This window comes from Proteus sp. PR00224 (assembly GCF_016238105.1).
Classification (GTDB): domain Bacteria; phylum Pseudomonadota; class Gammaproteobacteria; order Enterobacterales; family Enterobacteriaceae; genus Proteus.
The window spans coordinates 148936-160685 of sequence record NZ_JAEHQU010000004.1; the positions used below are offsets into that span (position 1 = coordinate 148936).

12 protein-coding genes and 1 riboswitch are annotated in these 11750 nt (G+C 37.7%); of the genes, 7 read left to right on the plus strand and 5 right to left on the minus strand.

The window, feature by feature from the left end:
- Positions 1-221 precede the first annotated feature (221 nt).
- Both uvrB and JEP71_RS09315 read left to right on the plus strand, forming a co-directional pair.
- Positions 222-2231: an excinuclease ABC subunit UvrB gene (uvrB, locus tag JEP71_RS09310; protein WP_198626133.1), complete on the plus strand. Its 2010-nt coding sequence runs from the start codon at positions 222-224 to the stop codon at positions 2229-2231.
- Positions 2232-2419: 188 nt separating this feature from the next.
- Positions 2420-3370: a DUF1266 domain-containing protein gene (locus JEP71_RS09315; protein WP_198626134.1), complete on the plus strand. Its 951-nt coding sequence runs from the start codon at positions 2420-2422 to the stop codon at positions 3368-3370.
- A gap of 104 nt (positions 3371-3474) precedes the next feature.
- Here JEP71_RS09315 and yvcK read toward each other — a convergent pair whose 3' ends face one another.
- Positions 3475-4413: a uridine diphosphate-N-acetylglucosamine-binding protein YvcK gene (gene yvcK, locus JEP71_RS09320; protein ID WP_151434613.1), complete on the minus strand. Its 939-nt coding sequence runs from the start codon at positions 4411-4413 to the stop codon at positions 3475-3477.
- Positions 4414-4692: 279 nt separating this feature from the next.
- Positions 4693-4835, plus strand: a riboswitch (molybdenum cofactor riboswitch).
- Between yvcK and moaA the strand changes: the two genes are divergently transcribed.
- From moaA to JEP71_RS09345, 5 genes are all read left to right on the plus strand, one after another.
- Positions 4825-5805, plus strand: coding sequence for a GTP 3',8-cyclase MoaA (gene moaA, locus JEP71_RS09325; RefSeq protein WP_088493379.1), 981 nt, complete (start codon positions 4825-4827; stop codon positions 5803-5805). Its footprint overlaps the riboswitch before it by 11 nt.
- A gap of 39 nt (positions 5806-5844) precedes the next feature.
- Positions 5845-6324 (plus strand): cyclic pyranopterin monophosphate synthase MoaC, encoded by a 480-nt coding sequence (moaC, locus tag JEP71_RS09330; RefSeq protein ID WP_023581221.1) that lies wholly within the window; start codon positions 5845-5847, stop codon positions 6322-6324.
- Positions 6321-6566: a molybdopterin synthase sulfur carrier subunit gene (moaD, locus tag JEP71_RS09335; RefSeq protein ID WP_109373984.1), complete on the plus strand. Its 246-nt coding sequence runs from the start codon at positions 6321-6323 to the stop codon at positions 6564-6566. Before moaC ends, moaD begins: the two co-directional genes overlap by 4 nt.
- A gap of 1 nt (position 6567) precedes the next feature.
- A complete protein-coding gene (moaE, locus tag JEP71_RS09340) occupies positions 6568-7029 on the plus strand; it encodes a molybdopterin synthase catalytic subunit MoaE (protein WP_098943826.1) in 462 nt (153 codons plus the stop codon).
- Between the two features lie 194 nt (positions 7030-7223).
- A complete protein-coding gene (locus JEP71_RS09345; protein WP_109373985.1) occupies positions 7224-7934 on the plus strand; it encodes a Bax inhibitor-1/YccA family protein in 711 nt (236 codons plus the stop codon).
- A 138-nt stretch (positions 7935-8072) separates the two neighbouring features.
- On the opposite strand, the gene JEP71_RS09350 is transcribed toward JEP71_RS09345, so the two are convergent.
- From JEP71_RS09350 to JEP71_RS09365, 4 genes are all read right to left on the minus strand, one after another.
- Positions 8073-8513 carry a glyoxalase gene (locus JEP71_RS09350; RefSeq protein WP_198626135.1) on the minus strand — a complete coding sequence of 147 codons (441 nt, stop codon included), beginning with the start codon at positions 8511-8513 and terminating at the stop codon, positions 8073-8075.
- A gap of 16 nt (positions 8514-8529) precedes the next feature.
- On the minus strand, positions 8530-9165 hold the full coding sequence (locus JEP71_RS09355) for a retron system putative HNH endonuclease (protein ID WP_198626136.1): 636 nt from the start codon (positions 9163-9165) through the stop codon (positions 8530-8532).
- A complete protein-coding gene (locus JEP71_RS09360; protein ID WP_198626137.1) occupies positions 9140-10570 on the minus strand; it encodes an AAA family ATPase in 1431 nt (476 codons plus the stop codon). The genes JEP71_RS09355 and JEP71_RS09360 overlap by 26 nt, the downstream gene beginning before the upstream one ends.
- A 65-nt stretch (positions 10571-10635) precedes the next feature.
- Positions 10636-11745, minus strand: coding sequence for an ABC transporter permease (locus JEP71_RS09365; RefSeq protein WP_198620442.1), 1110 nt, complete (start codon positions 11743-11745; stop codon positions 10636-10638).
- Positions 11746-11750 lie beyond the last annotated feature (5 nt).

The window sequence follows — 11750 nt, forward strand, 5'->3', positions numbered from 1 at the left end:
TTAATTCTTATATATCAATTAATTAAATAAAATCAATAGAGAGAGTGGTGTTGGTGTGTCTCTTTGAATAATTCATAAAAAAGGGGGTTGCTTTTTGGAAAAATCCCAGTTCCAAAATTGGGGATAACTTATGCTAATTATTCAGACAAATTTTATCAGATAGAGATTGAAGCTGGATTTTTATCCAGTATTATAGGGAGGGTCAGCGAGGAGAAGAAAATATGAGCAAAGATTTCAAACTGCATTCTGAATTTAAACCAGGTGGTGATCAACCTGCCGCTATTGCCTCACTCTGTGAAGGATTAGATGATGGTCTTGCTCATCAAACTCTTTTAGGGGTAACAGGTTCAGGTAAAACTTTTACGATTGCCAATGTGATTGCCAATCTAAATCGTCCGACTATGGTGTTAGCGCCAAATAAAACATTGGCGGCACAGCTTTATAGTGAGATGAAAGAATTCTTCCCTGAAAATGCAGTGGAATACTTTGTTTCTTATTATGATTATTATCAGCCAGAAGCGTATGTTCCAAGCTCTGATACCTTTATTGAAAAAGATGCTTCTGTTAACGAACATATCGAGCAAATGCGCTTATCTGCTACTAAAGCCTTGCTAGAACGTAAAGACGTCATTGTGGTGTCATCCGTGTCAGCCATTTATGGTTTAGGTGATCCCGATAGCTATTTAAAAATGATGCTTCACCTGACTAACGGCATGATAATCGACCAGCGTGCCATTTTACGCCGTTTAGCTGACTTACAATATACTCGTAATGATCAAGCCTTTCAGCGGGGGACATTTCGTGTCCGTGGTGAAGTGATTGATATCTTCCCTGCTGAATCTGACGATTATGCATTACGTGTTGAGCTATTTGATGAAGAAGTTGAACGCCTTTCACTGTTTGACCCTTTAACGGGGCAAATTCACTACAATGTGCCTCGTTTTACTGTTTATCCTAAAACGCACTATGTCACACCTCGTGAACGTATTCTTGAAGCGATGGAAGAGATCAAAAAAGAACTCGCAGATAGACGCAAAGTACTTTTAGCTAACGATAAACTTGTTGAAGAGCAACGCGTGACACAGCGTACTCAATTTGATCTCGAAATGATGAATGAGTTGGGATATTGCTCCGGTATCGAAAACTATTCACGCTATTTATCAGGTAGAGGCCCCGGTGAGCCACCACCAACCTTATTTGATTATCTTCCTGCTAACGGTTTACTCGTAATTGATGAATCACACGTTACTATTCCTCAAATTGGTGGAATGTATAAAGGCGACCGTTCCCGTAAAGAAACCTTAGTTGAATATGGCTTCCGTTTACCTTCTGCGCTTGATAACCGTCCATTACGTTTTGAAGAGTTTGAGGCGTTAGCACCACAAACGATTTATGTTTCAGCAACACCGGGTAAATATGAACTTGAAAAATCGGGTGATGAAATTGTTGAGCAAGTTGTAAGACCAACAGGTTTACTTGATCCGATTGTTGAAGTGCGGCCTGTGGCAACACAAGTCGATGATTTACTCTCTGAAATTCGTATTCGTGCAGCGAAAAACGAACGTGTATTAGTAACAACACTGACAAAACGGATGGCAGAAGATTTAACGGAATATCTTGAAGAGCATGGTGAACGTGTTCGCTATTTGCACTCTGATATTGATACGGTTGAGCGTGTCGAAATCATTCGTGATTTGCGCTTAGGTGAGTTTGATGTATTAGTGGGTATCAACTTACTTCGAGAAGGTTTGGATATGCCAGAGGTCTCTTTGGTGGCGATCTTAGATGCTGATAAAGAAGGCTTCTTACGTTCAGAGCGTTCATTGATTCAGACAATTGGTCGTGCGGCTCGTAATCTTGAAGGTAAAGCGATTTTATATGGCGATAAAATTACCGATTCAATGGCGAGAGCGATAAGCGAAACTGAACGTCGTCGTGAGAAACAACAACAGTTTAACCTTGAGCACGGCATTGTGCCTAAAGGATTAAATAAGAAAGTTGGTGATATTCTCAAGATTGGTCAGCCTTCTCAGGGACGTAATAAGAAAGGGCACAAAGCAACAGATATCCATGAAAATTATCCGTTGTTATCAACGGCTGAATTGGAAAAAGAGATCCAACGTTTAGAAGCCGAAATGTATCAATATGCAAAAGATCTTGAATTTGAGAAAGCGGCGAGTACTCGTGATAAGTTGCAAGCGTTACGAGCTCAATTTATTGCTAACTCTTAATTAGATAAATTAAGTTCACAAACTAATAAAGGGATATCCGTATTTTTACAGGGATTATCCCTTTTTATCTTCTATCTTCCATTTTTTGCCTTGTTTGATATTCCCTTAATGGCGTTCAACTGTTTAAATACCACCACAAACAAAGCGTCAATTATTTACAAAGATAAAAAAGACATTAAGGATAGTGAATGAGTGGTTATGTTTATGCAGGGTTTCCCAGCTCTGCTGGGGTAATTCTTGGTGTTATTCTTCTTATTATGCTTTTTAAATGGCTACGCAAATTTGCTGTACAAGATAGTGAGTTGCAAAAACCATCAACAGCGGGGCAGGAGCCCATTTTATCTGAAGCAGAAAATACGTCAGGTCAGTTGTTACCCAATGAATGGGGTTTATATGTTGCAGCACCTTATGCCGCAATGAATGAGTGGGCATATAACGAATATGATCAAGGTAAAGATGATGGTGGATTATCAGCAGGTTGGGGAATTAACGACCGTTGGGATTTAGTCTATCAACTATTTTGGTTGCTCACTCAAGGTCACACCAATGATTTTTATCAGCTACGTGACCAAATTTTGGATGGTAAAGAAGACGATGTTCAGTCATTAAAAAATGATATTTTACTTTCTGAGTTAACTGAACACGATAAAAATGAGCGTTTATGGCAAATCGATATGATGAGCACAAATCGCATGAATATCCAAAATGTGAAATACCTTATTTGGGATCTCTGTCGTTTTAACAAGCTCTGTTTAGAAGGTTGCCAACAAGGTTATATTACTCAACAAGAAGCCCAAACATGGTCATTAATGAGCGCATCAATGTTGCGTCGGATTTATGATGGTTGGGAAGATATGTGGAGAAATTTTATTGCTGCTCGTTGGTTTTGGGCAAGTGGCGATCAAGATTGGGTATCTTCTCATCAAGCTTTTACGGATGTTATACAAAATATTCTGAATGCGGAAGATACGTTGGCAACAGAAGAGAATTGGGTCATGGAGTTGCCTCCATTAGATTTAATGTCGTTTTCTCGTACTGTGGCGGGTCTTGGTTTGATGAAAAATGATGTACCAATGACGCTCGACGAAATTGAAGAAGCGATTAGTCAGCGTATTACATTAAAGCAGCTTAATAGCTAATAACACGTTGAAAACCAATAGTGATATTGTGTTTTTGTCGACAAAAAACCGCACTTGCTGTTTATTGCAAATGCGGTTTTTTTATGAAAGTAGGTAATTAAATACTATTTAACGGTCTGAGGTGATGCATTACGTTGCCCTAATTGTTGCAACGTTAACTCAATAGCTTTGCCTAATAGATGACGGTCGTGACGATAAGGAATATCTTTGGCTTCCAATTGAGCTTGCACAATTAATCGACCTTTCATCGATTCATATTGTGTTTCAGGGCTAATAATCACGGCATCTATGGTTTGCAAACCAATATAATTCTCCATCATGGCGATTTTATCAGACATCGTCATACTGGCAGCCGCAGGGCTTAGTTCTTTGCCTAAATTACCAATATAAATGGTTGTTGCACTGCTACGGCGTAATGCTTGTGCAAGTTCTGGTAGTAATAATAAAGGCATTAAACTGGTAAAAAAGCTACCGGGACCAATTAAGATCAAATCTGCTTGTTCAATCGCTTCAATGGCTTCTCGTGTAGTCGGTACTTTAGGGTAGAGATCAAGTTTTTGGGGGATCTTAGGTAAAATATCAACATTGACCTCACCATAAATCTCATTTCCTTGGTCATCTATCGCCATAAGGTCAACGGCTTGTTCAGACATAGGAATAAGGTGAGCATTCACTCTTAATAATCCGCGGATAAGATTAATGGCTTCTAAAGGTCGAACACTTAAGTTATCAAGTGCTTTAAGCATTAGATTACCTAAATTATGTCCTGCCAGTTCGCCTGTACCAGAAAAACGGTATTCAAACATTGCAGAAGCAACGGAAGGCTCAGTAATTAACTGATTAATACAATTGCGCATATCGCCCCACGCAATGCCACCTTCTTCTTGGCGAATACGGCCAGTAGAACCGCCATTGTCTGTTGTTGTAACAATACCAGTGAGACGAGAGCCTAAGTAGGAGAGTGCTGAAAGCACACGTCCAAGGCCATGACCACCACCAAGGGCAACAACACGATCTAAATCACTTAGCGTGCGATTTCGCATATTTGTTCTACTCATCTTTAAAAATTTGCCGCTAATTTATCACAATTAAATTTTAAGCCTATGATCACGACGTGATTTCATCACATTCCTAGTTTAATTTTACTTTTGATAGCCTAATATTTAATCAATGAAAGTGTTTTTACTTATGTTATTAAAGTGATTAAAGTGTCGTAAGTCGTTGTATTATAAATTATATAGCGAAAACATTATTCGCTTTTTGAAAGATTAGCAGGTAGAATCCACAATAAATATATAGGTATTAGAAACCTGTGAAAAACAGGTAAAGATTAACTCCTAGCCTTAACGTCTAAGTCATGTGTTTACAAGATATGATGTTCTGGCCGTGACGAAACAAGTCACCAGGGTGCAAGGTAGAAATGCCCGCATCTCCCGATTTGGAAAGGTGTTACTATGCAACAACTCGTTGATGCGTTTTCCCGCAAATTTTTCTATTTACGTCTTTCAATTACAGACGTGTGTAATTTTCGTTGTACTTATTGCCTACCTAATGGTTATAAGCCTAACGGTCATAAATCATTTCTTTCGTTAGATGAAATCAGCCGACTGACACAATCTTTTGCTGCATTAGGGACAGAAAAAATTCGCCTAACTGGTGGTGAGCCTACAATGCGTCGTGATTTTACTGATATTATCGCAACCATTAAAGACAATGCGGCTATCAAAAAAATTGCAGTTACAACAAATGGTTATCGATTATCTCGTGATGTCGCTCAATGGCGTGATGCCGGTTTAAGTGCAATTAATGTGAGTGTTGATAGCCTCGATCCTCGTCAATTCCATGCTATTACAGGGCAAGATAAATTTAGCCAAGTGATGGAAGGTATTGATGCTGCATTTACCGCAGGTTTCGAAAAAGTCAAAGTCAACGTTGTGTTGATGCGCAATGTAAATGATAAAAACCTCCCTGATTTTCTAAATTGGATCAAAGACAGACCCATTCAGCTGCGCTTTATTGAATTAATGGAAACTGGTGACGGTAGTGATATATTCAACCGCTTTCATTTGTCTGGTGAAGTTATTCGCCAGCGTTTACTCAATGAAGGTTGGTTACAAATTCCTCGCGCTCGTAGTGACGGGCCTGCTCAAGTATTTACCCATCCTGATTATCAAGGTGAAATCGGTCTTATTATGCCTTATGAAAAAGACTTTTGCCTAACCTGTAACCGTTTACGTGTTTCGGCCATTGGTAATCTCCATCTTTGCTTATTTGGTGAAAATGGTATTCCTTTACGCGATCTGCTTGCTGATGATAGTCAACAAGAAGCATTACAACAGCGTATCCAGGGTGGTCTTCTTCATAAACGAGAAACCCATTTTCTTCATCAAGGCGATAGCGGTATTACACCGAACTTATCTGTGATTGGTGGATAGTTTTTCGCTCTGTTATTTCGTTAATTTCAGGAGTTGTGCATGTCTCAACTAACTCATATTAATGCTGCCGGTGAAGCTCACATGGTGGATGTTAGCGCTAAAGCTGAAACAGTGCGAGAAGCGCGTGCTGAAGCCTTTGTTGAAATGTCAGCAGAAACATTAAGCATGATCACCGAAGGCAAACATCATAAAGGTGATGTATTTGCGACCGCAAGAATTGCAGGTATTCAAGCAGCAAAAAGAACATGGGAGTTAATCCCATTATGTCATCCGCTGTTATTAACTAAAGTTGAAGTGCGTTTAGAAGCACTCACAGGATCCAATCGCGTACGTATTGAATCTGTTTGCCGTTTAACGGGTAAAACAGGGGTTGAGATGGAAGCATTAACTGCGGCATCGGTAGCTGCGTTGACGATTTATGATATGTGCAAAGCTGTTCAAAAAGATATGGTGATAGGACCTGTACGTTTATTAGAAAAAACAGGTGGTAAATCAGGTCACTTTAAGGTGGAAGCATGATTAAGGTTCTCTTCTTTGCTCAAGTCCGTGAATTAGTGGGTGTTGATTCGCTTGAATTAGATTGTAAATACCACACAGTAGATGATTTACGTAAGGCATTAATTACTAAAGGTGAACGTTGGTCACTCGCATTAGAAGATGGCAAGTTACTCTCTGCGGTAAACCAATCCTTTGTTCAAGGTTCTCACGTTATTAATGATGGTGATGAAATCGCCTTTTTCCCACCTGTTACAGGAGGATAAGATGAGCGCATCAACTCGTATTTCAGTACAAACCGAAAATTTTAGTGTTGGTGATGAATACCAATGGCTTTCAGAGTGTGACAGCGATGGTGCTGTTGTGACATTTACGGGTAAAGTTCGTAATCATAATCTCGGTGATGAAGTAAGTACGCTCACGCTTGAACACTATCCAGGAATGACTGAAAAAGCACTAACAGATATTGTGAATGAAGCTCGCTCTCGTTGGCCTTTACAGCGTGTAAGTGTTATTCACCGCGTTGGAACTTTGCATATTGGTGAAGAGATAGTGTTTGTCGGTGTCACCAGTTCTCATCGCAATAGTGCATTTGAATCTGCTGAATTTATTATGGATTTCTTAAAAACACGCGCACCATTTTGGAAAAAAGAAGGGCTTTCTGAAAACAACGACAGATGGGTTGATGCACGCCAAAGTGATTATGACTCGGCTGAACGCTGGGAATAAATCATCACACTGAATTAAACGCTACATTACTTTACTTAAATTTATTTTATGGTGACATTTCATACAGTTTAATTCGTGGAAATGTAAAATCAGTGTGATAAAATTAAATTCTAATGAGTTCATAATGGACTTTTTACTGAAATAAACGTTATTGTTAAACCTAACGTTATCACTATGATTAAAGGGTAATCATCATGGATCGATTTTCACGTTCAAATGATTCAATCGTACAGCGCACAGGTTCTGGCCTACAAACCTTTATGGCTCAGGTTTATGGTTGGATGACTGTAGGTCTGTTACTCACTGCGTTTGTTGCACTCTACGTTGCATCAAGCGAAGCATTATTATCAATGATTTTTTCTAGCAAGGTCGTCTTTTTTGGTCTGATCATTGCTCAATTAGGGTTAGTTTTCGTGTTATCTGGTATGGTTCATAAAATGAGTGGCGCAATGGCAACCTCATTGTTTATGCTCTATTCCGTGCTAACTGGTGTGACTATCTCAAGCGTATTACTGGTTTATACCGCATCTTCAATTGCTAGCACTTTCTTTATTTGTGCTGCGATGTTTGGTGCATTAAGTGTTTACGGTTACACGACTAAGCGTAGCTTAACGGGTATGGGTAGCTTCCTGTTTATGGGGCTTATCGGTATCATTATTGCTTCTATCGTGAATATCTTTATGCAAAGCTCAATGATGAGCATGGTTATCTCTTACGCTGGTGTGTTGATTTTCGCAGGTTTAACTGCTTACGACACACAAAAATTAAAAGATATGGGTAATGAAATTAACCAAGAAGATAAAGAAAATATGCGCCGTTACTCAATTATGGGTGCATTAACGCTTTATTTAGATTTCATCAACTTGTTCTTAATGTTACTGCGTATTTTAGGCGACCGTCGTTAATTTTAACGGTATCTACGGATAAACGTAGTTTAAAAACAGCATAAAAAATAAATCCCATAACTTTTATAAGTTGTGGGATTTTTTTGTGCATTTATTAAGAGAATTTTTCTGTCGCACATAATTGAAATAGAATGAAGTTTAATTATCTCGTAACCAAGGCGTAATAGTTAAACCTACTAAAGCTCCTTCAGGGCTTAATAACCGTGTGACAGTTTGTCCCCAAGGTTCAATTCGATTATCAACAAGCAGTTGATAGCCTTTTTGTTTTAAAGTTTGAGTGGCGGTATTAATATCTTCTACTTCAAATTCAACCCAATATTGTGGTATCGGCAGATCATTTGGCCAAACATCATTACCAAAGCAAGATATAGCGGCTTGCTCTAAAGGCCACAGTGCAAAATGTTTAACACCTTTTAATTCACCTTCTGATGTTGATAAATAATCACTATTATCTTCCATTGGTTTTAAAGGCAAATTAAGCGCATCTTTATAAAAAAGCTGGCTTTGTGCATTATTACGAGTAATAGGACCAAAACCGGCAACAAAGAGAATGTTTATACCAGAAATAGCAGGAGTCATAATATTACCCTTATTGTTAAGTTAACCACTGTTTCAATATATTAATAATAATAGGTGAAAAGCTTTCTAGTTTTCCATCATCATTAGGTTTTGTTAGTTCTAGGATTAAATCATTAAGTAAATCATCATCTTCTAGTCCTTCACTAGGATCAATTCCATTAATAAATAAGATTTGTTCAATAGCGTGTTTTCTTTTACTGATTAATAAGTTATTGGGAAAAGTGCTAGAGCCTAAATTCAATATTTCAATTGCCTTTTCAGCACGGGATGTTACACCATTAACTCTACCACTAATTGAAAACTGTAATTCAGTCTCACACTCATCCATAAGTGGAGTAAGGGGAAGTGCGTGATGTTGATGAGAATCGCCGCATTGTTTCTTAGCATTGCAACTGGCGATAAGATTAGAGAACTCAAGCGTTTTATTTTGTGCTAATTGTTGAGGTTCGATATGTTCATTGTGGCAGTCATGAATTGATTTTATTTGCTGACAACAATGACCACATAAATAGAACTGCTCTTCTAGCAATACTTCTCTTATTTCTGTTCGAATTTCTGGGGTTAAATCAGCGTATTTTTTATATTTATTTTGCCTTTTCCATTGAGTTAAACTTGTGGGTTCATAATCATTTCTTTTGCTGATTTTTCTCAAGTTGAACTTCCTTTTTCTTTAGCAATAATCGTGCTTTAACTAGCTCAATATTATTTGTTGAAACATCTTGTTCTAATTCAGCTAATAAATCTTTTGCTGTTGCAATATCGGCATTTTGAATCGCATCAAGAATATCGCCGATTTGGCTTTGCACTTTTTGATTGATAAAGTCAGTATCCATAATTTCTGACAGTACGCTATTGATATCTTGCCCATAAAGTGAAGAGACTTTTTCAACCTGACCTTTTTCAATGCTGTAAACAAGAATATCTTTGTGATCGCTGATCAATAATGGTGAGTGTGTCGTTAATACAAATTGGCAGTTAGGAAAGGTTTTATCCAATAAAGCGATTAATCGTCGTTGCCATTGAGGGTGTAAGTGGATGTCAGGCTCATCAATTAAAATAATGCCTTTGCCCTTTAAGGGATTATCCAAAGTTGGATTTAAAATTGTTAAACGGCGTGCTATATCACCAACCATAGCAAGTAATGATTTTTCGCCATAAGAGAGTTGTTCAATAGAAAAGTGAGTACCGTCTTTCACTACTTTCATGGAAAGATCAGGTGTGCGCTCAATATAGATATTTTCAATCGTAGAACTGTCATCAGATAAGAAAATTTTAATGGCTTCACGTACAGCAGTTAATGCTTTATCTTGCAATTTCTTTTGCTCAGCTAACATACTTTGGTAAATTTCACTATTTACATCAGTATGTTTTTCTAACAATTTCATAATGCTTGTGTGAGGAGCCGTTTCATTTTCGATATCTTCACGGTAACGAAACCAAGCAAAGAAATCGGCATAATCTGTTTTAACTTCTAGAGCATCTTTATACGCGGATAAAATATCAAATTGACGGTTATTATTGGGCTGAATTGCGTTGTTGATTGTTGTGTCATAAGTATGGCGAGTTGCGCCATAATAAGCTGTGATGGGAAAATTTAATTCAATTTTTTCTTTTGATCGTAATGCATGGCGATATGAAGCAGAAAAATGATCTAATTGATTATCGCTAGCATAAGAAGAAAGTTTATTATTATCTGTTAAATAGCGCGCTGTTGTTAAATCAAAATCTAAAGTATTTGTATCTATATTTGAAGAGTGATTAATCAAAGTAATATTTGTTTTTTCTTTTTTATTAAAAGAAATTGTGGCGACTTCAGATAAAAGATTAATTTTAGCTTTAGTAATTAATTTCCCTTCCGCATTTTTATCTTCCAGCTTCGCTACAAACCAACTTAAACCTGTTGCAATCGCATCTAAAATACTGGTTTTCCCTGAACCATTATTACCAATAAATACAGTAATATTTGAGCCATTCTCGTTGCCATCTTTTGTGGCTAACGTGATGTCAGCATCAGTAAAAACACCATAATTTTCAAGTCGTAGTTTGCTGATTTGCATATTGCACGCCTATTGATTTTTTCTTTGGTATCAGTCTATTAGAGTTAGTTATCAAAGTACAGATTTTAAGCTATCTTCCTTTGGAAAAGATAATAGGCAATGCTACCTGTTCCTACAGCAATCACCAATAAAGGCCATAAACTGTGCCATATAACAGTGATGTCGGCATTTTTAAGGTAAATCTGTTTTGTGATATCGGTGAAATGGCGAATTGGGTTTATCCATGTGGCATGTTGTAGCCAAACGGGCATGTTTTCTACGGGGGAAATATAGCCAGATAATAAAACAGCGGGCATCATAAACACAAAGACACCAATAAAAGCCTGTTGCTGTGTCGAGCTTAATGCGGATATTAGCAAACCAAAACCCACCAGCGATAAGCCATAAATCAGCATGGTAAAGTAAAACAGCAATAATGAGCCAGAAAAGGGAATTTGATAACCAAATATACCAATAATTAACACGATAGTGCCTTGAATGGCAGCAACGACCATTGCTGGAACGGCTTTACCGACAAAGATTTGCCATGTTGAGAGAGGCGAAACTAACAGTTGATCTAACGTGCCTTGTTCGCGCTCTCTAGCAACAGAAAGTGAAGTCACAATCATGACGCCAATGGTAATAATTAATGCGACTAAAGAGGGCACAATAAACCATTTGTAATTTAAATTCGGGTTATACCAATTACGAACAACAAGTTCTGTTTTATTCAGTAAAGAAGGTGTATTGCCTGCTAATTCAGTTTGATAGTTTTGTACGATTTGCTGTACATAATTAGCGGCAATTTGCGCACTATTAGAATTTCGACCATCTAGGATTATTTGTAATTTAACAGGAACATGGCTTTCTAAGTCGGCGCTAAAATTCTGTGGAAAACGAACTAATAAAAGCGCTTTACGATTATCAATAGCCTCTTTTATTTCATGTTCATTTTTAAGCAAAAGAGTTTGAGAGAATGCACTTGCTTTGGCGATACGCTGGGTTAACTCAATAGATTGTTTACCATTATCTTCATCAAAAATGGCAATAGAGGCATTGGTAACATCTAATGTTGCGGCAAATGGAAATAAGATCATCTGAAAGATAACTGGCATTATTAAGATAATGCGAGTTTGAGGCTCTTGTAATAATGACTGTAACTCTTTCATTATCAGGGTGAGAAGACGATAAAACATAAATA

Coding starts and splice junctions, on each gene's coding strand:
- uvrB (WP_198626133.1), top strand. CDS start 222: ATGAGCAAAGATTTCAAACTGCATTCTGAATTTAAACCAGGTGGTGAT.
- JEP71_RS09315 (WP_198626134.1), top strand. CDS start 2,420: ATGAGTGGTTATGTTTATGCAGGGTTTCCCAGCTCTGCTGGGGTAATT.
- yvcK (WP_151434613.1), bottom strand. CDS start 4,413: ATGCGAAATCGCACGCTAAGTGATTTAGATCGTGTTGTTGCCCTTGGT.
- moaA (WP_088493379.1), top strand. CDS start 4,825: ATGCAACAACTCGTTGATGCGTTTTCCCGCAAATTTTTCTATTTACGT.
- moaC (WP_023581221.1), top strand. CDS start 5,845: ATGTCTCAACTAACTCATATTAATGCTGCCGGTGAAGCTCACATGGTG.
- moaD (WP_109373984.1), top strand. CDS start 6,321: ATGATTAAGGTTCTCTTCTTTGCTCAAGTCCGTGAATTAGTGGGTGTT.
- moaE (WP_098943826.1), top strand. CDS start 6,568: ATGAGCGCATCAACTCGTATTTCAGTACAAACCGAAAATTTTAGTGTT.
- JEP71_RS09345 (WP_109373985.1), top strand. CDS start 7,224: ATGGATCGATTTTCACGTTCAAATGATTCAATCGTACAGCGCACAGGT.
- JEP71_RS09350 (WP_198626135.1), bottom strand. CDS start 8,513: ATGACTCCTGCTATTTCTGGTATAAACATTCTCTTTGTTGCCGGTTTT.
- JEP71_RS09360 (WP_198626137.1), bottom strand. CDS start 10,570: ATGCAAATCAGCAAACTACGACTTGAAAATTATGGTGTTTTTACTGAT.
- JEP71_RS09365 (WP_198620442.1), bottom strand. CDS start 11,745: ATGTTTTATCGTCTTCTCACCCTGATAATGAAAGAGTTACAGTCATTA.